This is a genomic window from Pseudomonas sp. SMV7 (genome assembly GCF_052041995.1).
Lineage (GTDB): Bacteria > Pseudomonadota > Gammaproteobacteria > Pseudomonadales > Pseudomonadaceae > Aquipseudomonas.
Map to the genome: position 1 here is coordinate 39,140 of NZ_JBKGGT010000021.1, position 19,773 is coordinate 58,912.

The 19,773-nt window shown below is 63.7% G+C and carries 19 protein-coding genes; 9 read left to right on the forward strand and 10 right to left on the reverse strand.

What is annotated here, in order from left to right:
• Positions 1–202 precede the first annotated feature (202 nt).
• The 4 genes from ACLEJP_RS21615 to ACLEJP_RS21630 all read left to right on the forward strand — a co-directional run bounded on the left by ACLEJP_RS21615 (position 203) and on the right by ACLEJP_RS21630 (position 2,172).
• Positions 203–763: an antibiotic biosynthesis monooxygenase gene (locus tag ACLEJP_RS21615; RefSeq protein WP_440809708.1), complete on the forward strand. Its 561-nt coding sequence runs from the start codon at positions 203–205 to the stop codon at positions 761–763.
• Between the two features lie 76 nt (positions 764–839).
• Positions 840–1,532, forward strand: coding sequence for a dihydromonapterin reductase (folM, locus tag ACLEJP_RS21620; RefSeq protein WP_440809711.1), 693 nt, complete (start codon positions 840–842; stop codon positions 1,530–1,532).
• Positions 1,533–1,541: 9 nt separating this feature from the next.
• Positions 1,542–1,838 carry a DUF1244 domain-containing protein gene (locus ACLEJP_RS21625; protein WP_225779241.1) on the forward strand — a complete coding sequence of 99 codons (297 nt, stop codon included), beginning with the start codon at positions 1,542–1,544 and terminating at the stop codon, positions 1,836–1,838.
• Positions 1,831–2,172, forward strand: coding sequence for a HopJ type III effector protein (locus tag ACLEJP_RS21630; RefSeq protein WP_440809714.1), 342 nt, complete (start codon positions 1,831–1,833; stop codon positions 2,170–2,172). The genes ACLEJP_RS21625 and ACLEJP_RS21630 overlap by 8 nt, the downstream gene beginning before the upstream one ends.
• Before the next feature lie 108 nt (positions 2,173–2,280).
• On the opposite strand, the gene ACLEJP_RS21635 is transcribed toward ACLEJP_RS21630, so the two are convergent.
• The 4 genes from ACLEJP_RS21635 to ACLEJP_RS21650 all read right to left on the reverse strand — a co-directional run bounded on the left by ACLEJP_RS21635 (position 2,281) and on the right by ACLEJP_RS21650 (position 5,578).
• Positions 2,281–3,189, reverse strand: coding sequence for an alpha/beta hydrolase family protein (locus ACLEJP_RS21635; RefSeq protein ID WP_440809716.1), 909 nt, complete (start codon positions 3,187–3,189; stop codon positions 2,281–2,283).
• Positions 3,190–3,318: 129 nt separating this feature from the next.
• A complete protein-coding gene (gene fabV / locus ACLEJP_RS21640) occupies positions 3,319–4,530 on the reverse strand; it encodes an enoyl-ACP reductase FabV (protein ID WP_440809718.1) in 1,212 nt (403 codons plus the stop codon).
• A gap of 245 nt (positions 4,531–4,775) precedes the next feature.
• Positions 4,776–5,309 (reverse strand): cytochrome b/b6 domain-containing protein, encoded by a 534-nt coding sequence (locus ACLEJP_RS21645; protein WP_440809721.1) that lies wholly within the window; start codon positions 5,307–5,309, stop codon positions 4,776–4,778.
• Complete coding sequence (locus ACLEJP_RS21650) at positions 5,309–5,578, reverse strand: PepSY domain-containing protein (RefSeq protein ID WP_440809723.1); 270 nt, start codon at positions 5,576–5,578, stop codon at positions 5,309–5,311. The genes ACLEJP_RS21645 and ACLEJP_RS21650 overlap by 1 nt, the downstream gene beginning before the upstream one ends.
• Positions 5,579–5,749: 171 nt before the next feature.
• Here ACLEJP_RS21650 and ACLEJP_RS21655 point away from each other — a divergent pair, with 171 nt between their 5' ends.
• Positions 5,750–6,928, forward strand: coding sequence for an acetyl-CoA C-acetyltransferase (locus ACLEJP_RS21655; RefSeq protein ID WP_440809724.1), 1,179 nt, complete (start codon positions 5,750–5,752; stop codon positions 6,926–6,928).
• A gap of 74 nt (positions 6,929–7,002) precedes the next feature.
• Here the strand turns inward: ACLEJP_RS21655 and metE are convergent, their stop codons facing one another.
• The gene (metE, locus tag ACLEJP_RS21660; protein WP_440809727.1) at positions 7,003–9,294 is read right to left on the reverse strand and encodes a 5-methyltetrahydropteroyltriglutamate--homocysteine S-methyltransferase; all 2,292 of its coding nucleotides are present in this window, start codon (positions 9,292–9,294) and stop codon (positions 7,003–7,005) included.
• A gap of 311 nt (positions 9,295–9,605) precedes the next feature.
• Between metE and ACLEJP_RS21665 the strand changes: the two genes are divergently transcribed.
• Positions 9,606–11,093, forward strand: a complete 1,488-nt coding sequence (locus ACLEJP_RS21665) for a methylenetetrahydrofolate reductase C-terminal domain-containing protein (RefSeq protein WP_440809729.1) — start codon at positions 9,606–9,608, stop codon at positions 11,091–11,093.
• Here the strand turns inward: ACLEJP_RS21665 and yjiA are convergent.
• The 3 genes from yjiA to ACLEJP_RS21680 all read right to left on the reverse strand — a co-directional run bounded on the left by yjiA (position 11,053) and on the right by ACLEJP_RS21680 (position 14,493).
• Positions 11,053–12,030, reverse strand: a complete 978-nt coding sequence (yjiA, locus tag ACLEJP_RS21670) for a GTPase (protein ID WP_440809731.1) — start codon at positions 12,028–12,030, stop codon at positions 11,053–11,055. The two genes, ACLEJP_RS21665 and yjiA, sit on opposite strands and share 41 nt — an antisense overlap.
• Positions 12,031–12,215: 185 nt before the next feature.
• Entirely contained in the window at positions 12,216–12,413 is a 198-nt protein-coding gene (locus ACLEJP_RS21675) for a YbdD/YjiX family protein (protein WP_029614786.1), read from the reverse strand.
• 13 nt (positions 12,414–12,426) lie between these two features.
• A complete protein-coding gene (locus ACLEJP_RS21680) occupies positions 12,427–14,493 on the reverse strand; it encodes a carbon starvation CstA family protein (protein WP_440809732.1) in 2,067 nt (688 codons plus the stop codon).
• 164 nt (positions 14,494–14,657) lie between these two features.
• Here ACLEJP_RS21680 and ACLEJP_RS21685 point away from each other — a divergent pair, with 164 nt between their 5' ends.
• Positions 14,658–15,020, forward strand: coding sequence for a PilZ domain-containing protein (locus ACLEJP_RS21685; protein ID WP_440809735.1), 363 nt, complete (start codon positions 14,658–14,660; stop codon positions 15,018–15,020).
• A gap of 263 nt (positions 15,021–15,283) precedes the next feature.
• Positions 15,284–16,801 carry a nucleobase:cation symporter-2 family protein gene (locus ACLEJP_RS21690; protein WP_440809738.1) on the forward strand — a complete coding sequence of 506 codons (1,518 nt, stop codon included), beginning with the start codon at positions 15,284–15,286 and terminating at the stop codon, positions 16,799–16,801.
• A 73-nt stretch (positions 16,802–16,874) separates the two neighbouring features.
• Here ACLEJP_RS21690 and radA read toward each other — a convergent pair whose 3' ends face one another.
• A complete protein-coding gene (gene radA, locus ACLEJP_RS21695) occupies positions 16,875–18,242 on the reverse strand; it encodes a DNA repair protein RadA (RefSeq protein WP_440809740.1) in 1,368 nt (455 codons plus the stop codon).
• Positions 18,243–18,418: 176 nt separating this feature from the next.
• On the opposite strand from radA, the gene mscL reads away from it, so the two are divergent.
• Complete coding sequence (mscL, locus tag ACLEJP_RS21700) at positions 18,419–18,838, forward strand: large-conductance mechanosensitive channel protein MscL (protein ID WP_289130874.1); 420 nt, start codon at positions 18,419–18,421, stop codon at positions 18,836–18,838.
• 34 nt (positions 18,839–18,872) lie between these two features.
• Here the strand turns inward: mscL and ACLEJP_RS21705 are convergent, their stop codons facing one another.
• Complete coding sequence (locus ACLEJP_RS21705; RefSeq protein ID WP_440809742.1) at positions 18,873–19,649, reverse strand: ferredoxin--NADP reductase; 777 nt, start codon at positions 19,647–19,649, stop codon at positions 18,873–18,875.
• Positions 19,650–19,773: the final 124 nt, after the last annotated feature.

The window sequence follows — 19,773 nt, forward strand, 5'->3', positions numbered from 1 at the left end:
CCCTGTGGAAGTTCGAGCAATAGTCTACTACGACCGTAACGGGCACAGGGATCGACCGTTTGCCGGATGACATTGGCCGAAGCTTGCCGATACGCGATAATCCGCGCCCGATTCTTGCATGCATGCCTGCGTCGCCCACCACCCCGGGCGGCTCAGCCAGAAGGGCCAGCTACCCGCCAGCCCTGTTGCCAGGAGATACACGATGTCTACCCCACCCGTCACCTTGCTGGTGTCGCGCCGCGCCGCCGATGGCCGCTACCAGGACCTGCTGGCCTGGCTGCATGAAGGCGAGCAGTTGGCCACCGATTTTCCCGGCTACCTCGGCTCGGGCATCCTCGCCCCACCCCACGATGGCGACGAGTTCCAGATCATCTTCCGCTTCAGTGACGAACCCACACTGCATGCCTGGGAGCACTCCGCTTCGCGCCGGGCCTGGTTGCAACGCGGCAACGGCCTGTTCGAACGCCCCAGAGAGGCGCGCGTAAGCGGCATTGATGACTGGTTTGGCACCAACATGGTGCAGAAACCGCCGCGCTGGAAGCAGGCCGTGGCCATCTGGTTGGCGTTTTTCCCGGTTTCGCTGGTGTTCAACCTGGTGTTCGGCCACTGGCTGGCAGCGCTGGGCCTGGTGCCTCGGGTACTGCTCAGCACTCTGGCCCTGACGCCTGTGATGGTCTACCTGTTCATCCCGCTGTCCACCCGCCTGCTGGCCGGCTGGCTGCACGCGTCGCCGCCCACCACGGGTGCCTTGCGCAGCCGCTGAGGCCAGCGGTACACGCGCTGAACAGTTCGGGTATGCTGGGCGGCAACCCAAGGACAGACAGTTGACCGCCCCGAACATGAACAGCCCAATTCTCGTTACCGGAGCCAGCCAGCGCGTCGGGCTGGCCCTGGCCCTTGAACTGGCCCAGGCCGGCCATACGGTGGTCAGTGCCAGCCGCAGCGCCCAGCCACAGGCGGCCCACCCGAACATCGTGCAGTTCCAGGCCGACCTGTGCCAGGTGGCCGACCGCCAGGCCCTGATCGACTACCTGCATGGCCATTACGACGGCCTGCGCGCGATCATCCATAACGCCTCGCTGTGGCTCGACGATGGTCTCGACAACCTCGAGACCATGTTCCGCCTGCACGTCGAAGCGCCCTACCACCTCAACCTGGCGCTGGGCGAGCTGCTGGCGAGGGTGGAAAAGGCCGACATCATTCATATTTGCGACGAAACCTCTTCGCGCGGCAGCAAGAGCCATATCGGCTATGCCGCGACCAAGGCCGCGTTGCAGAACATGGTGCTGTCGTTCGCCGAAAAATATGCGCCCAAGGTGCATGTGAACGGTATCCTGCCCGGGCTGCTGATCCTCAAGGAAGGCGGTGACGAAGCCTATCGCCAGCAAACCTTGAAGAAAGCCTTGCTGGAGTTCGAACCCGGCGCCGGCCCGTTGATCGAGACGGTCAAGTACCTGCTCGCCAGCCAGTACAGCACCGGCAGCCAAGTGGTCATCAACGGTGGCCGCCACCTGAAGAATCGCATGACCTGAGAGAAGCCCATGACCCCACAGCAACAGCTCGAACTGGAGGCCGCCGCGTTCCGGCGCCTGGTCGAACACCTGCAAAAGCGCAGCGACGTGCAGAACATCGACCTGATGAACCTGTCCGGTTTCTGCCGCAACTGCCTGTCCAAGTGGTACAAGGCGGCGGCTGACGAGCGCCAGCTCGACGTAAGCCTGGACGATGCCCGCGAAGCGGTGTACGGCATGCCCTACGCCGAATGGAAGGCCCAATACCAGAAAGAAGCCAGCGCCGAGCAACAAGCGGCGTTCGAAAAAGGAAAACCTCGTGACTGACCTCGACACCCTGCGCACCAGCCTCGCCAGCGGCAAGCACGTCTTTGCCGATACCCTGGCGTTCGTTGCCGACCACTACAACTACCAGCCACAGGCCTTCGACAACGGCGGCGTGGCGAATGCGGCCGGGCAGAACGAAGGCTCGTGCAAGACCCTGGGCCTGGCGCTGCTGGAAGGGCTGAGCGACCAGGAAGCGCTGCTGGCCTTTGGCGAGCACTACCGGGATGTGCTGGCCACGCCGGACGGCAGCGACCATGGCAACATCCGCGCGCTGATCAGGCATGGCCTGGCTGGCGTGAAGTTTGCCGGGCAGCCACTTTCGCGCAAGGCGTGAGATTGCCGGGGCTGCTTTGCAGCCCATCGCGACACCAGGCCGCTGCTTCAGCCGGAGCGGGCTTGTGTCGCGATGGGCCGCAAGGCGGCCGCCGAAGTTTGTATTACCTCAACTGATGATTGTTCCCGGCACGCCAGCTGCCAGCCTGCCCCGCTGCAACCACTGCACCGCCACCGGCCACAAGTTCTCGCGGAATCGATCATGGAAGAACGCGAAATGGCCGATTTCCCCGACCGAGATATCCCCAGGCGCGATGCGCAAATGGCAGCGCTCAGCCTGCTGCAGGTAGCCCAGCAGGCGCTCTGTCGCCGCCACGGTACCAAAGGGGTCATCGGTCAGGCTGATCGCCAGCGTCGCCGCCTGTACCTGGGCGAACGGTAGCATCGCCAGTGCCCGCCCGCTGGGGCGCTGCTCATAACGCGGGGTACAGGTGGCCCAGTCATGCACCACGCCGGCAGGCGTGTCCTCCAGCCAGCCCAGGCGCTTGCCGGGGAAATAACCGAACGCCCGGGTGAGCAATGGCATCACCACGTGCCACTTGCCGAACAGTTGCCAGCGCTGGTCGGCCGCGTAGTCGCGCCAGTAGGCAAATTGCGCCCCCACCATCACCAGCCGGCGTACCTGGCCCGCGGACGGCGCCAAGCCCACCGCACAGCCGCCGAAGCTGTGCCCCACCACATCCACCGGCTGGCCCGGGAAGTGCTCTGCGGCATAGGCAAGCATGGCTTCGAAATCCAGCCGGCCCCAGTCGCTCCAGGAGGCCTGGAAGCCGCGCAACGATGGCGGGCGGGACTCGCCGATACCGCGGTAATCGTAGGTCAGCACATCACAGCCCTGGGCAAACAGGTAGTCGGCGAACCGCGAGTAGTAGCGACAGCGTACCGACGTGGCAGCACTGATGATCACCAGCGGGCGCTGGCTGTCAGCTTGGGCGTGGCGCCAGCGAAAGCCGCCGAGGCTGTAGCCGTCGGCTGCGGTGTGGCGAAAGGCGGTGGCAGGTTGGTTAAGGCTGCTCATGGCACATTCCCTGGGGTCGTGCGCCAAAGCTAGCAAAGATTCGTAGCCTGTACCGGCCTCGTCGCGGGTAAACCCATTCCTGCAGGCGGAGAACACCCGCAGGAGCGGGCCGGTACAAGTCAGCCGCGATTACAGCTCGATGCAGTCGAACTTCACATCGGTCGCCACGTCTTCGTCGTAATTGACGTCAGCGCGCTCGAAGCCGAACAGGTTGAGGAACTGCTTCTTGTAACCGGCATAGTCGGTCAGCTCGAACAGGTTCTCGGTGGTTACCTGTGGCCACATGGCCTTGCAGGCGTCCTGCACGTCGTCACGCAGCTCCCAGTCGTCCAGGCGCAGACGGCCCTTCTCGTCGACTTCGGCCGGCGCGCCGTCGGCGCGGTACATGCGCTCGCGGAACATGCGGTCCAGCTGGTCCTGGGTACCTTCGTGAACACCCTTCTCCTGCATGATCTTGAACACCATCGACAGGTACAGCGGCATCACCGGAATGGCCGAACTGGCCTGGGTAACCACCGACTTGAGTACCGCCACGTTGGCGCCGCCCTTGATTTCACCGGCCAGTTTCTTGTCCAGGCGCAGGGCGGTTTCGTCGAGGTCCTGCTTGGCCTGGCCCAGCGCACCGTGCCAGTAGATCGGCCAGGTGATTTCGGTGCCGATGTAGCTGAAGGCCACGGTACGGGCGCCTTCGGCCAGCACGTTGGCGCCGGCCAGGGCGTCGATCCACAGCTGCCAGTCCTGGCCACCCATGACGGTGACGGTGTCCTTGATTTCCTGTTCGGTGGCCGGCTCGATGCTGGCCTCGATGATGGTGTCCTTGTTGGTGTCGATGGCGGTCGACTTGTAGGGCTGGCCGATCGGTTTCAGCGCCGAACGCACCAGTTCACCGGTCTGCGGCAGCTTGCGCACAGGCGAGGCCAGCGAGTAGATGACCAGGTCGACCTTGCCACCCATTTCGTTCTTGATCAGCTCGATGACCTTGGCGCGGGCTTCGTCGGAGAAGGCATCGCCGTTGATCGACTTGCTGTACAGGCCCTCGGCCTTGGCAAACTTGTCGAAGGCGGCAGCGTTGTACCAGCCAGCAGTACCGGCCTTGGTCTCGGTGCCAGGCTTTTCGAAGAACACGCCCAGGGTATCGGCCTTGAAGCCGAACGCCGCGGTGATACGGGCCGCCAGGCCGTAGCCGCTGGAAGCGCCGATGACCAGGACCTTCTTCGGGCCATCCTCGCGCACGCCCAGCTTGCGGGTGGCTTCGATCTGGTCACGGACGTTGAGCTCGCAGCCCTTCGGATGAGTCGTGGTGCAGATGAAACCGCGAACCTTAGGATGAATGATGGCCAATGTCTGTACCTCGTCAGGTTTATGCCGGAGGAAGCGCCGCCATGGGCGATTCCGATTGATCAGAGGGTGAGACTACCCTCGCAGGTTATCCGACACATATTACGGGGTGAACATAGGGATGCAAAACGGTGGTTGGCCTGTTCCGGCCCCCTTCGTGGGTGAACCCGTCCCACCGGGACGGCGCGAATCCTGAAGGCTGCGCAATACCTGTGGGAGCGGGCACGCCCGCGAATGGGCCGGCGCAGTCAATCGCGGCGCCGACGGCGACCGGTGATCATCGACCACGGCAGGTTTTCGCGCAGGCGCACGCTCTCGTAGATGGCGCCCAGCACATGCACGCAAACCAGCACCAGCACCGCGTTGGCCAGCCAGCTGTGCAGGTCCATCGGCCAGTCGACACCAAACAGCGCATCCACTTCCTGCGACGCCCACCCGGTCAGGCCCAGGCCGACGATGCCGGCCAGCATCAGCACCATCACCAGGGCGCCTATCGGCGAATGCCCCATGTGATGGTCAAGCTCCCCATGCAGCAGTGCCCGGGCATGCCCGACCAGGCTTGCCGGGGTTGGCCAGAAGTCGGCCCAGCGCGCACTGCGAGGCCCGACAAAGCCCCAGACCACCCGCACCAACACAACGACCAGGGCGTAGTAGCCCAGCCACTGATGCCAGTCTTCCCCCTCCTCGTTGAAGAAGTAGTTGGCGAAGAACACCACGGCGATCGACAGGTGGCACAGGCGCAGCAGGGGGTCCCACAGCTGTATCGTGCCGTCGCTGTCCATTAGTGGTACTCGGTCTTGACTGCCTTGCCCGTCACGGGGTCATGGTAGATCTCGACCTTCTTGCCATCCTTGTCGAAACCGTAGATTTCGTAGCAGTTGCCCTTGGTGACCTTGAACTTGTTGATCTTGTAGCCCTGCTCCTTGAGCTGGGCCTGGAACTTTTCCGGGTCTTGCCAGGTGCTCTTGTCGGCGGTGGTGCATTCGGTGGCAGCGAAAACAGTGCTGCTGCCGAGCAGCAGGGACAGGGCTATCAGTACGCGCGTGCGCATGAGCATGACCTCCATCGAAATTGAAGTACAACCTGCCAAGTTTAGATGTACAGGGTGTCTTCCGCACATTCATTGGCTTTCCAGATCAATCGCAAAGAAAAACAAACTTAACAAATGAGCCAAAGCCACCGATGCTTGCGCCATTACGCCCATCGCACGGAGAACAACAACATGAACGACGTGGTCATCGTCGCCGCAACCCGCACCGCCATCGGCAGCTTCCAGGGCGCCCTCGCCACGGTACCTGCGGTAGACCTCGGTGCCGCCGTGATCAAGCGCCTGCTGGAGCAGACCGGGCTGGAGCCGGCGCAGGTCGATGAGGTCATCCTCGGCCAGGTGCTGACCGCAGGCGCCGGGCAGAATCCGGCACGCCAGGCGGCGATCAAGGCCGGCCTGCCCTACAGCGTACCGGCACTGACCCTGAACAAGGTCTGCGGTTCGGGCCTCAAGGCCCTGCACCTGGCGACCCAGGCGATCCGTTGTGGTGACGCCGAGGTGGTCATCGCCGGCGGCCAGGAAAACATGAGCCTCGCCCCCTACGTGATGCCTTCGGCCCGCACCGGCCAGCGCATGGGCCACGGCCAACTGATCGACAGCATGATCAGCGATGGCCTGTGGGATGCGTTCAACGACTATCACATGGGCATCACCGCAGAAAACCTGGTGGACAAATACGGCCTCAGCCGTGAACAGCAGGACGCCTTTGCCGCCGAGTCGCAGCGCAAGGCCGTGGCGGCCATCGAGGCCGGGCGCTTCGCTGACGAGATCACGCCGATCGTGCTGCCACAGAAAAAGGGTGAGCCCAAGGTGTTCGCGCGGGACGAACAACCACGCCAGGACACCACCGTCGAGTCCCTGGGCAAACTGCGCCCGGCGTTCAAGAAGGACGGCAGCGTCACTGCCGGCAATGCCTCCAGCCTGAACGATGGCGCCGCCGCCGTGATGTTGATGAGTGCCGCCAAGGCCAAGGCCCTGGGCTTGCCGGTACTGGCCCGGATCGCAGCCTATGCCAGTGCCGGTGTCGACCCGGCGATCATGGGTATCGGCCCGGTTTCGGCGACCCAGCGCTGCCTGGCCAAAGCCGGTTGGCAACTGGCCGAACTGGACCTGATCGAAGCCAACGAAGCCTTCGCCGCGCAGGCGCTGGCGGTGGGCAAGGCGCTGGAGTGGGATGCAGCGCGGGTCAACGTGAATGGTGGGGCAATTGCCCTCGGCCACCCGATCGGGGCATCCGGGTGCCGGGTGCTGGTGACCCTGCTGCACGAAATGATCAAGCGCGATGCCAGGAAAGGCCTGGCCACCTTGTGCATCGGTGGCGGCCAAGGCGTGGCCCTGGCGATCGAGCGCTGATCACGGATTGATCTGGGCCGGCCTGGCCTCATCGCGGGTTTACCCGCGAAGAGGCTGGCCCCGGCTAGCACAGATCAGGCGCTGGTACGCAGTTCACGGGCAGCAGCCACCATATTGATCAACGCCGCCTCGGTCTCCGGCCAGCCACGGGTCTTCAGCCCGCAATCCGGGTTGACCCACAGGCGCTCGGCGGGAATGCGCCGGGCAGCCTTGCGCAACAGCTTGACCATTTCCTCGCGGCTCGGCACCCGTGGCGAGTGAATGTCATACACCCCCGGGCCGATCTCGTTGGGGTAGGCAAACCGCTCGAACGCCACCAGCAATTCCATGTCCGAACGCGAAGTCTCGATGGTGATCACGTCGGCATCCATCGCTGCAATCGACTCGATCACGTCATTGAACTCGCTGTAGCACATGTGGGTATGGATCTGGGTGTCGTCGCGCACGCCGGAAGCACACAGGCGGAAGGCCTCGGTGGCCCACTCCAGGTAGTGAGCCCAGGCAGCGTGGCGCAGCGGCAGGCCTTCGCGGAAGGCCGCTTCGTCGATCTGTACGATCCGGATCCCCGCCGCTTCCAGGTCGAGCACTTCGTCGCGGATCGCCAGTGCCAGCTGCCGCGCCTGTGCTTCACGGCTCACGTCCTCGCGCGGAAACGACCACATCAGCATGGTCACCGGGCCGGTCAGCATGCCCTTCATCACCTTGTCGGTCAGGCTCTGGGCATACCTGATCCATTCCACGGTCATGGCCTTCGGCCGGCTCAGGTCGCCGACGATCACCGCCGGCTTCACGCAGCGCGAGCCATAGCTCTGCACCCAGCCGAAACGGGTGAATGCATAGCCGTCGAGCTGCTCGGCAAAGTACTCGACCATGTCGTTGCGCTCGGCCTCGCCGTGTACCAGCACATCCAGGCCCAGGTCCTCCTGGATTTTCACCGCATGGCGGATCTCGCTGTGCATGGCCTCGACATAATCGGCCTCGGTCAGTTTGCCCTGCTTGTAGGCCTGGCGCGCCAGGCGAATGGCCGGGGTCTGCGGGAACGAGCCAATGGTGGTGGTCGGGAACGCTGGCAGGCCGAGCTTTGCACGCTGCCTGACGATACGCTGGGCAAATGCCGACTGGCGCTGGCTGTCGGCGGGCTTGATGGCGGCCAGGCGGGCTTGCACGGCGGGCTTGTGGATGCGCGGCGAGGCAGCGCGGCTGGCCTGCACGGCCCGGCTCTGCGCCAGGGCAGCGGCGACGTCAGCGGCCTGCGGGTCGTCGATGGCCTTGGCCAGCAGCGCCACTTCCTGGCATTTCTGCACGGCAAAGGCCAGCCAGCTTTGCAGCTCGGCATCCAGCTGGTCTTCACGGGCCAGATCCACCGGGCTGTGCAGCAGCGAGCAGGACGGTGCCACCCACAGCCGCTCACCCAGGCGTTCATGGGCATGGCGCAATATCTCCAGCGCCTTCTCCAGGTCGCAGCGCCAGACATTGCGGCCATTGACCAGGCCCAGCGACAGCACCTTGTAGGCCGGCAGACGGTCAAGGATGGTCGGGTACTGCTCGGGGGCCCGCACCAGGTCGATGTGCAGGCCATCGACCGGCAGGTTGGCGGCCAAACCAAGGTTGTCCTCCAGGCCGCCGAAGTAGGTGGCGATCAGTTTCTTCAGCGGCGCGCGCTGAATGATGTTGTAGACGCGCTCGTAGGCGTTCTTCCAGTCCTGGGGCAGGTCCAGGGCCAGGATCGGCTCGTCCAGCTGCACCCATTCCACGCCTTGGGCAGCCAGGCGGTTGAGGATCTGGTCATACAGCGGCAACAGGCGGTCGAGCAGCTCCAGCTTGTCGAAATCGCCGCCCTTGGCCTTGCCCAGCCACAAATAGGTCAGCGGGCCGATCACCACTGGCTTGACCGCATGGCCCAGGGCCTGGGCTTCTTGCACTTCTTCGAACAACTGCTCCCAGCTGAGGACGAACTGCTGGTCGGCGGTGAACTCGGGGACCAGATAGTGGTAGTTGGTGTCGAACCACTTGGTCATTTCCTGGGCGTGGGCGCCGCCACAGCAGCTGTCCCCGACGGCACCACGGGCCATGGCGAACAGGGTATGCAGGGTGGGCCTGGCAGCGTCGTTGCTGGCAAAGCGTTGGGGGATGACGCCAAAGGTCAGCGAGTGGGTCAGCACCTGGTCGTACCAGGCGAAGTCGCCGACCGGCAGCAATTCAATGCCGGCGTCTTTCTGTACCTGCCAGTGCCGGGCACGCAGCTCCCGCCCCACGGCGCGCAGGCCGGCTTCGTCGAGTTCGCCCTTCCAGAAGGCTTCCTGGGCCTTTTTCAGCTCGCGATCGTGGCCGATCCGCGGAAAGCCCAGGTTGTGTGCCAGTGCCATGTCTTGTCCCTCAGCATGCAAAATGAATGAGGGGATTGTCCGGGCGACGACATCTTGAGACAAACTCATTAAATTTGAGATTAACTCAAGATTTTCTCATGATCGTGAATTTGTGCTGTCTGTACTGGCCCCATCGCGGGCACGCCCGCTCCCACAGGGACCCCACATGCGTCCAGGTTCATGCAACACCTGTGGGAGCGGGCGCGCCCGCGAAGAGGCCAGCACAGGCACACACATGTCTCATTCAGAGCATGACCCCACCCGCCTTCTGCCGCACAATGCCACCCTGACCACACCAGGTGCCCGGCCCCATGAGCCTGCTGAAAACCGCGCTGCGTGAAAACACCTTTGTCTGCGTCATGGAATTCGTCCCCAAACCGTCCGCAGAACGTTTCGCTGCCATGGAGGCAATCCTGGCGCGCGCGCACCTGTGCGGCTGGCCAATGACCGTGGCCATCGGCGACCGCGTCGGCAGCCCGTTGGACATGTCACCGCTGGACGCCCTCGCTTCCTTCAGCAATCCGGTACCTGCCCTGCCGCACTTCTCCGGCAAGGACCGCGAACGCCATCACCTGCTTGCCCAGCTACAACGCATGGATGCCGCCGGCCTCGACCAGTTGCTGCTACTGACCGGCGACCGCCTGCCCGGTCATCAGCCTGGCCAGCGCCCGGTGCGCTACCTGGAGTCGGTGGCTGCCCTGCAGATCGCCCGGCAGGCCTGCCCGCACTGGCTGCTCGGCGCGGCCCTCAACCCGTTCAAGTACTGTGAGGAAGAAGGCGGCGCCCAGTACTTCAAGGCTGAGAAAAAGCTGGCGGCCGGTGCCGACTTCTTCACCCTGCAACTGGGCTTCGATGCCAGCAAACATCAGGAAGCCATGCGCTGGATGAGCCGCCAGGCCGCACCCAGGCCAATGCTGGCCTGCCTCATGAGCCTTACCCATGGGCGGGCGGCGATGCTCGACCATGTCGCCGGGGTGACCGTCACGCCGTCCATGCGCGACCTGCTCGAAGCTGAAGCGGCCCAGTCCAAGGCCTTTGCCCAGGCCCGTAGCGTCGACCGCCTGGCGTTGCAGATCATCGGCGTCAAGCTGATGGGCTACGCCGGTGTGCACCTGTCAGGGATTCACGATCTCCAGCAGCTGCTGGCGCTGGAAGCACGCATCGAGCACTGGCAAGCACAAATCGAAACGCTGGAACACTGGGCACCGGCCTGGCACGCCAGTTGGCAGATGCCTGGCCTGCCGGCGGTCAGTTTCCACCCACCACAGGCAGCCTGGCGCCAGGGCGAGACACGTGTCGCGGCCTCGTTTACGGAGAAAGCGCGCTATCAGCTGATGCACGGCATGCACACGCTGCTGTTCAGCCGCCGCAACGGCCTGAGCAAGGCATTCGGCTGGGCCGTGCGTCAGCCGTTATGGACCACACGCCTTGGTGCGCAGGTGCTGCACACGGTGGAACGCGCGGTGAAGCGGCCGCTGCTAGGCTGTGACACCTGCGGCCGTTGCCGCCTGGAAGACACCTTGTACATCTGCCCGGAAACCTGCCCCAAGGGCCTGGCCAACGGCCCTTGCGGCGGTACCGCGCTGAACCGCTGCGAATTCGGCGATCGCGAGTGCATCCACAGCGTCAAGTACCGCACGGCCAAGGCGGCCCGGCAGACGGCGCTGCTGAGCGAGCGCCTGATCCCGTGCATCGAGGTCGAGACACGCCACCGCAGCTCCTGGCCGCAATGGTTTCAGGCGCAGACGCCGCGCCAGCTCAGCCCGCAGCCAGCGCCTCGAACCCAGCCCGAATCGTAGCTTCCGGCAATTCGTCGGCGATGAATACCATCACGCTTTCGCGGGTTTCGCCTTCGGCCCATTCGGCATCCCAGTCGAAGCCGTAGAGCTTGAGCACGCCCTGGAACACCAGCTTGCGCGCCTCACCGGCAATGTTCAGCACCCCCTTGTAGCGCAACAGCTGCTTGCCGTGCGTTTCCAGCAGCGCGTTCATGAAGCCGCTGAGGCGGTCGATGTCCAAAGCGGTGTGCGTGCGCAGTACCAAGGTGGAGATGCGGTCCGGGGTAGCGGGCTTGAGCAGCGGGCGCAGCGCTGGCTTCAGGTTCGCGCCCAGATCGGGGTTGAGATTGAACCCACGCACATCCAGCAGCTCCGCCAGGTCGATGCGGCCATGCTCGACCACGCGGATCTCGGCCCGGCCATTGATGCGTGCCAGGCGCTCGCCCAGCGCCTCGACCACAGCCGGCTCGACCAGGTCGGTCTTGCTCAGCAGCAGACGGTCGGCAAAGCCGACCTGGGCCTGGGCGATGGCCTGGGTCAGGTGCAACTCGGCATGGGCCGCATCGACCAGGGTGATGATGCCGTCGAGGATGTAGCGCTCACGCAGCTCTTCGTCGATGAAGAAGGTTTGCGCCACCGGCGCCGGGTCGGCCAGGCCGGTGCATTCGATCACCAGGCGGTCGAAGGTGATCTCGCCTGTATCCAGGCGTTCGAGCAGCAGGTACAGGGCGCGGGTCAGGTCGCCATGGATGCTGCAGCACACGCAGCCATTGGCCAAGGTCATCACCTGCACCGGCTCGTCGCCGAGCAGTTGGCTGTCGATGCCGGCCTCGCTGAATTCGTTCTCGATCACGGCGATCTTCAGGCCATGCTCGGCCTTGAGCATGTACTTGAGCAGGGTGGTCTTGCCGGCACCGAGGAAGCCGGTGAGTACGGTTACGGGAATAGGCGTCTGCACGCAGAACATCTCCTGTGCAGTGGAATGGACGGGGAGCGCACCCCCTGCAGGAGCGGCCTTGTATCGCGATCGGGCCGCCACGCGGCCCCGGATTTTCAGCTTCGCAGCCAAAATTGCCGGGGCCACGTGGCGGCCCGATCGCGACACAAGGCCGCCCCTGCACAGAGTACTGCGCTAGCCTGGACCTAGCAGCACTTGGGCCCGGACTTGCCACCGTAACGCGCTTCCTGGCGTTCACGGAAGAACGCCTCGTAGCTCATCACCGGCTGGTCCGGGTGCGTCTTCTGCATGTGCTCGACATAGTTGTCGTAGTCAGGCATGCCGACCATCAGGCGGGCGGCCTGCCCCAGGTACTTACCCAGTCGACCCAGGTCGTTGAACATCGCAGCAGTCCTCTCAAGCGTCAGGCAGGGCCTGGAACGGGGTTTCCTTGTCGCTGCGCTCCTTGCGGCCGAGGGCGGCGAAACCGACCTTGACGGCAAAGAACAGCACGCTGAACACCACCACCAGGAACAGCACGGTCAGGCCGGCGTTGGTGTAGGCGTTGAAGATCACGTGCTGCATCTGCCCGATGTCCTTGGCCGGGGCCAGGACCTGGCCGGCGTCCAGCGCAGTGCTGTACTTCTTGGCCAGGGCCAGGAAGCCGACTGCCGGGTTCGGGTCGAAGAGCTTGATCAGGCCTGCGGTGGTGGTGCAGATCAGCAGCCACACGGCTGGCAGCAAGGTGACCCAGACATAGCGCTGGCGCTTCATCTTGATCAGCACCACGGTGCCGAGCATCAGGGCAATACCGGCCAGCATCTGGTTGGAGATACCGAACAGCGGCCACAGCGTGTTGATGCCACCCAGCGGGTCGACCACGCCCTGGTACAGCAGGTAGCCCCACAGTGCCACGCAGCCGGCGGTGCCGATCAGGTTGGCACTCCACGACTCGGTGCGCTTGAGCGCCGGCACGAAGCTGCCCAGCAGGTCCTGCAGCATGAAGCGCCCGGCACGGGTACCGGCGTCTACCGCGGTAAGGATGAATAGCGCCTCGAACAGGATCGCGAAGTGGTACCAGAAGGCCATGGTGTTCTCACCCGGCAGCACCTGGTGCAGGATCTGCGCGATACCCACCGCCAGCGTCGGTGCACCACCGGCACGCGCCAGGATGGTGTGCTCGCCGATGTCGCGGGCGGTGGCCTCAAGCTGTTCCGGGGTGATCAGGAAGCCCCAGCTGCTGACCGTTTGCGCCACCGAAGCCACGTCGGCACCGACCACGGCGGCCGGGCTGTTCATGGCGAAATACACGCCTGGCTCGATCACCGAGGCAGCGACCATGGCCATGATGGCGACGAACGATTCCATCAGCATGCCGCCGTAGCCGATGTAGCGGGCGTTGGTTTCGTTGTCCAGCAGCTTGGGCGTGGTCCCCGAGGAGATCAGCGCGTGGAAGCCGGACACCGCACCACAGGCGATGGTGATGAACAGGAACGGGAACAGGGTGCCCTTCCACACCGGGCCGGTGCCGTCGGTGAACTGGGTCAGCGCCGGCATTTTCAGCTCGGGCGCGATGATCAGGATACCGATGGCCAGGCCAACGATGGTGCCAATCTTGAGGAAGGTCGACAGGTAGTCACGCGGCGCCAGTACCAGCCACACCGGCAGCACGGCGGCGACAAAGCCGTAGCCCACCAGCATCCAGGTAATCTGCACGCCAGTGAAGGTGAACGCCGGGCCCCACACCGGATCCGCGGCAATCTGGCCCCCCAGCCAGATCGAGGCCAGCAGCAGGACCACGCCCACGACCGAGATCTCGCCGATACGGCCCGGGCGGATGTAGCGCATGTAGACGCCCATGAACATCGCAATCGGGATGGTCGCCATCACCGTGAACATGCCCCACGGGCTCTCGGCCAGGGCCTTGACCACGATCAGCGCCAACACCGCAAGGATGATGATCATGATCAGGAAGCAACCGAACAGGGCGATGGTCCCCGGGATGCGGCCCATCTCCTCGCGCACCATGTCGCCCAGCGAGCGGCCGTTGCGACGGGTGGACAGGAACAGGACCATGAAGTCCTGCACCGCACCGGCCAGCACCACGCCGGCGATCAGCCACAGGGTACCGGGCAGGTAGCCCATTTGCGCAGCCAGTACCGGGCCAACCAGCGGACCAGCGCCGGCGATGGCGGCAAAGTGGTGACCGAAGAGGATGTGTTTGTTGGTCGGGACGTAGTCCAGGCCGTCGTTGTTGAGCACCGCCGGGGTGGCGCGGCGCGGGTCGAGTTGCATCACCTTGGTGGCGATGAACAGGCTGTAGTAGCGATAGGCGACCAGGTAGATGGCCACCGCCGCGACCACGATCCACAAGGCATTGATCGCCTCGCCGCGACGCAGGGCAACCACACCCAGCGCGCAGGCTCCTATGACTGCCAGCGCCAGCCACGGAATGTGGCGTAGCAGGCTATTATTGTTGTTCATGGTTTGCTTCCAGCTGGTGGATTGGAAAAGACCGCCCATCGAGTCTAGGGCGTGTCATCGCGCATTGCCACACTTGCTTTGGTCTAGAGCCTCTGCGGCCAGATTGCGGAACCTGATGCACAGATAAGCTAACTATAGTCAGGATGTCACCCGAGGGCTTTCTCATGACCGACCACGACGAGCGCCGCCGCTTCCAGCGCATCGATTTCGACGCCCCCACCGAACTGCGCCAGGGCAACCGCCGCTGGCCGGTAAAACTGCTGGACGTGTCGCTGAAAGGCCTTCTGGTCAAGCGCCCCGAGCCGTGGGACGCCGACCTGACCCAGGACTTCGATGCGATCATCCACCTCGACCGCGATGTGCGCGTGCAGATGCAAGTGGAATTGCGCCACGAAGAAGCCACCCGCCTGGGCTTCATCTGCCTGTACATCGACGTCGAGTCGATGAGCCATTTGCACCGTCTTGTGGAACTGAACCTGGCCGACAGCACCGAAATGATGCGCGAGCTGCGGGAATTGATCGAATAATGAAATCTCTTAGCTAGCTAAGAATTTCCTCACCGCGTGTTTCCTGTCTACCCAGACAGCTTTCAGCCTGGGTCGCGGCACTTTGTACACACCCCTCTAATCCAGTCTTTTCCAACATGGTACGCCTCCTGCATTGGGTTCTGGTGCCTTGCGCCAGTGCCCGTGTGCGCGCTCGGATCAAAAAATTGTATACAATTCTTGTGGCATTCATTTGTCAGAAATGTCTACAGTAGCGACACAACAATAAACAGAGAGCCTGCTCCATGACTACGTCCCCTAGCACGTCTCCCGCCAAGCGCCCCGAGGACGAGAACCTCGGCCTTGGGGCCAACCTGGCCTATGGTCTGCAGCATGTGCTGACCATGTATGGGGGGATCGTCGCGGTACCCCTGATCCTGGGGCAAGCCGCGGGCCTGAACGGTGCCGAAATCGGCATGCTGATCGCCGCTTCGCTGTTTGCCGGTGGCCTGGCCACCCTGCTGCAGACACTGGGCCTGCCATTCTTCGGCTGCCAGCTGCCGCTGGTGCAGGGCGTGTCGTTCGCTGGCGTGGCGACCATGGGGGCCATTCTCAGCAGCGAGGGTGGCGGTGGCCTGCCGGGCGTGCTGGGTGCAGTCATGGCTGCGTCGTTGATCGGCTTTCTCATCACCCCGGTGTTCTCGCGCATTACCAAGTTCTTCCCGCCGCTGGTGACCGGTATTGTCATCACCACCATCGGCCTGACCCTGATGCCCGTCGCAGCCCGCTGGGTGATGGGTGGCAACAGTGCCTCGCCGGAGTTCGGCAGCATGGCCAACATCGGCCTGGCAGGCCTGACCTTCGCCATCGTGCTGCTGTTGAGCAAGCTGGGCAGCGCGACCATCTCGCGCCTGTCGATCCTGCTGGCGATGGTGGTCGGCACCCTGATCGCCTGGGCGCTGGGCATGACCGACTTCAGCAAGGTCACCGAAGGCCCGGTGTTCGCCTTCCCCACGCCATTCCACTTCGGCATGCCGGAATTCCACATCGCCGCGATCCTGTCGATGTGCATCGTGATCATGGTAACCCTGGTGGAAACCTCGGCCGATATCCTCGCGGTGGGTGAGATCATCGACACCAAGGTCGACTCCAAGCGCCTCGGCAACGGCCTGCGCGCCGACATGGCGTCGAGCATCCTGGCGCCGATCTTCGGTTCGTTCACCCAGAGCGCGTTCGCCCAGAACGTAGGCCTGGTGGCGGTGACCGGGGTCAAGAGCCGCTACGTGGTGGCCACCGGCGGGGTGATTCTGGTGGTGCTCGGCCTGCTGCCGATCATGGGCAGGGTGATTGCTGCCGTGCCGACGCCAGTACTGGGTGGCGCGGGCATCGTGCTGTTCGGCACCGTGGCAGCCAGCGGTATCCGCACTCTGTCCAAGGTCAACTACAAGAACAACGTCAACCTGATCATCGTCGCCGCGTCGCTGGGCTTCGGCATGATCCCGATTGCCGCCCCGACCTTCTACCATCACTTCCCGAACTGGTTCGAGACCATTTTCCACTCGGGCATCAGCTCGGCGGCAATCATGGCCATCCTGCTGAACCTGATCTTCAACCACTTCACCGCCGGCAACTCGGAAAACCAGTCGGTGTTCGCTGCCGCCTACGAGCGCACCATCCAGTACTCGGACATTTCAGCGCTGCGTGATGGCGACTACTTCAAGGATGGCAAGCTGTTCGATGCCGAGGGTAATGAAGTGCCGCTGCTGGAACTGGACGAGCATGGCAATGAGACGGTCAGGCGCACGGCGGTCGCCGAACATTGACCGCTGACTGAGCGGTGAGGTGGGGGCCGATGCGCATCGTCGGCCCTTTTTATTTGCCGGTACAGGCTACGAATTACTCGAATAGTGCGTCCAGCGCCTGCTCCAGACGGGTAACGGCGATCACCTGAAGGCCCGCCGGGGCCTCTTTCGGCGCATTGCCCTTGGGCACGATGGCCCGCTTGAAACCATGCTTGGCCGCTTCCTTCAAGCGTTCCTGACCGCTGGGCACCGGCCGTACCTCGCCGGACAGGCCGATTTCGCCAAACACCAGCAAGCCATGGGCCAGTGGCCGGTTGCGCAGGCTCGACATCACCGCCGCCAGCAGCGCCAGGTCCGAGGCGGTTTCCAGTACCTTCACCCCGCCCACCACGTTGAGGAATACGTCCTGGTCGTGGGTTGGAATGCCACCATGCCGGTGCAGAACCGCCAGCAACATGGCCAGGCGGTTCTGGTCCAGGCCCAGGGTCACCCGGCGCGGGTTGGCCAGGTGGCTGTCGTCGACCAGCGCCTGCACTTCCACCAGCATCGGCCGGGTGCCCTCCCAGGTCGCCATCACCACGCTACCCGGCACTTCTTCCTGGGCGCGGTTGAGAAAGATCGCCGACGGGTTGGACACTTCCTTCAAGCCGCGGTCGGTCATGCCGAACACGCCCAGTTCGTTGACAGCACCGAAGCGGTTCTTCACCGCCCGCAACAGGCGCAGGCGGCCATCGGACTCGCCTTCGAAATACAGCACGGTGTCGACCATGTGCTCGAGAACCCGTGGGCCAGCCAGCGAGCCTTCCTTGGTCACGTGGCCCACCAGGAAGATTGCCGTACCACTCTGTTTGGCGTAGCGCACCAGCAACGCCGTGCTCTCGCGCACCTGGGCCACCCCGCCCGGTGCCGATTGCAGCTGCTCGGTGAAAATGGTCTGGATCGAGTCGATCACCATCACCCGCGGCTTTTCCTGGCGCGCCGTGGCGATGATGGTTTCGATGCAGGTTTCGGTCATCACCTTGAGCTGGTCCTGCGGCAGGCCCAGGCGCCGCGAACGCATCGCCACCTGCTGCTGCGATTCCTCGCCAGTCACGTACAGTGCCGGCATGCCGACGGCGATGTTGCACAGGGTCTGCAGCAGGATGGTCGACTTGCCGATACCGGGGTCGCCACCGATCAGCACCACCGAGCCATCCACCAGGCCGCCGCCCAGCACGCGGTCCAGTTCGGTGCTGCTGGTGGTGAAGCGCGGGATTTCCTCGACACTGACTTCGGCCAGGGTCTTGATCTGCGCCTGCTGCCCGGCCCAGCCGGTGCGGCCGCTGCCGGGCGCGGCACCCGCGCTTTCGATCATGGTTTCGACCAAGGTGTTCCAGGCCCCGCATTCGCCACACTGGCCGGCCCATTTGGGGAAGGTCGCACCGCACTCGGTGCAGCCATACAAGCGCTTGGCCTTGGCCATGGCTGGGGTCTCCTGGAAAAAACCGCCATGATAGCCGAGCTGGACGTGTCCCGAACGCCTCGAGGTGCGACAAAACTATTCGTTCTAACCGCAGTCGGAAGCGCTGGATATAACGCATGAAGCGTTTAAGTGGCTTACACTGCGTAAACCTTACCTTTTGTTACAAGGAACCAAACATGGGCATGATCAGTGAGTTCAAGGCCTTCGCGGTCAAAGGCAATGTCGTCGACATGGCGGTCGGTATCATCATCGGCGCAGCCTTCGGCAAGATCGTCTCGTCCTTCGTTGGTGACGTGGTCATGCCACCGCTGGGCCTGTTGATCGGCGGTGTCGACTTCAGCGATCTGGCCATCACCCTGAAAGCTGCCGAAGGTGATGCACCGGCTGTGGTACTGGCCTATGGCAAGTTCATCCAGACCGTGATCGATTTCCTTATCGTGGCGTTTGCCATCTTCATGGGGGTAAAAGCCATCAACCGGCTCAAGCGTGAGGAGGCCGTGGCACCGACTGCACCACCCGTGCCGAGCGCCGAAGAAACCTTGCTGACCGAGATTCGCGACCTGCTCAAGGCGCAGAACCAGAACCGCCTGCCTTGATATCGCCGGGGCTGCCTTGCAGCCCCAATCACCCTTACCAGTAGGCTTCCACCGCCACCTGTCCCGGCCGCTTGCTAAGGCTCAGTTGCAAGTCCCGCGCCTTCAGCACCTTGCGCGTCTCGTCGACCATCTCCGGGTTACCGCACAGCATCACCCGCGAATGTTCCGCTGACAGCTCCAGCCCCGCCGCCTTTTCCAACTCGCCATTCTCGATCAGCGTGGTAATGCGCGCATTCAAGGCACCCGGGTGCTGCTCGCGGGTCACTACCGGAATGAACTGCAACTTGCCAGCAAACTCGGCCAGGTAATCGCGCTGCTCCAGCCCGGCGATTTCTTCCACATAGGCCAGCTCTTTCGCTTCGCGCACCGAGTACACCAGCTTGATGTTGTCGAAACGCTCCCAGGCCTCGAAGTCCTGCAGAATCGACATGAACGGCGCAATACCGGTACCGGTTGCCAGCAGCCACAAGTCGCGGCCACCGACGAAGCGGTCGAGGGTGAGGAAGCCAAAGGCCTGGCGGTCGATCAGCAAGGTATCGCCCGCCGCCAGCCGGCTCAGCTCGCTGGTGAATTCGCCACCTGGCACCACGATGGAGAAAAAATCGAGGTGCTCGTCATGCGGCGCGCTGACCATCGAATAGGCGCGCCAGACCACGCTGCCATCAGCCTTGGTCACGCCCAGGCGGGCGAACTGCCCGGAACGGAAGCGAAACCCCGCGTCGCGCGTAACCCGCAGGCTGAAGAGGTTCGCCGTCAGCGGCTGAACATCGAGCAGGGTCTGGCGGGTGAACTTTTCGGCGCTAGCGGTCATGTCGGGCTCCAGGTTTGGCGTGCGCACAGTGTCGCGCAAAGTGGCGCGGATAAAAACCACTGCTTTGTAGGGCCTCACCGAAGCTGAAGGTGCCGGCGTTACAGAAAACCGTCCCGCTATAACA

Coding starts and splice junctions, on each gene's coding strand:
- ACLEJP_RS21705 (WP_440809742.1), bottom strand. CDS start 19,649: ATGACCGCTAGCGCCGAAAAGTTCACCCGCCAGACCCTGCTCGATGTT.
- ACLEJP_RS21675 (WP_029614786.1), bottom strand. CDS start 12,413: ATGTTCAACGACCTGGGTCGACTGGGTAAGTACCTGGGGCAGGCCGCC.
- ACLEJP_RS21625 (WP_225779241.1), top strand. CDS start 1,542: ATGACCCCACAGCAACAGCTCGAACTGGAGGCCGCCGCGTTCCGGCGC.
- folM (WP_440809711.1), top strand. CDS start 840: ATGAACAGCCCAATTCTCGTTACCGGAGCCAGCCAGCGCGTCGGGCTG.
- mscL (WP_289130874.1), top strand. CDS start 18,419: ATGGGCATGATCAGTGAGTTCAAGGCCTTCGCGGTCAAAGGCAATGTC.
- ACLEJP_RS21685 (WP_440809735.1), top strand. CDS start 14,658: ATGACCGACCACGACGAGCGCCGCCGCTTCCAGCGCATCGATTTCGAC.
- metE (WP_440809727.1), bottom strand. CDS start 9,294: ATGGCACTGGCACACAACCTGGGCTTTCCGCGGATCGGCCACGATCGC.
- ACLEJP_RS21690 (WP_440809738.1), top strand. CDS start 15,284: ATGACTACGTCCCCTAGCACGTCTCCCGCCAAGCGCCCCGAGGACGAG.
- ACLEJP_RS21615 (WP_440809708.1), top strand. CDS start 203: ATGTCTACCCCACCCGTCACCTTGCTGGTGTCGCGCCGCGCCGCCGAT.
- ACLEJP_RS21645 (WP_440809721.1), bottom strand. CDS start 5,309: ATGGACAGCGACGGCACGATACAGCTGTGGGACCCCCTGCTGCGCCTG.
- radA (WP_440809740.1), bottom strand. CDS start 18,242: ATGGCCAAGGCCAAGCGCTTGTATGGCTGCACCGAGTGCGGTGCGACC.
- ACLEJP_RS21635 (WP_440809716.1), bottom strand. CDS start 3,189: ATGAGCAGCCTTAACCAACCTGCCACCGCCTTTCGCCACACCGCAGCC.
- ACLEJP_RS21650 (WP_440809723.1), bottom strand. CDS start 5,578: ATGCGCACGCGCGTACTGATAGCCCTGTCCCTGCTGCTCGGCAGCAGC.
- ACLEJP_RS21655 (WP_440809724.1), top strand. CDS start 5,750: ATGAACGACGTGGTCATCGTCGCCGCAACCCGCACCGCCATCGGCAGC.
- ACLEJP_RS21680 (WP_440809732.1), bottom strand. CDS start 14,493: ATGAACAACAATAATAGCCTGCTACGCCACATTCCGTGGCTGGCGCTG.
- ACLEJP_RS21665 (WP_440809729.1), top strand. CDS start 9,606: ATGAGCCTGCTGAAAACCGCGCTGCGTGAAAACACCTTTGTCTGCGTC.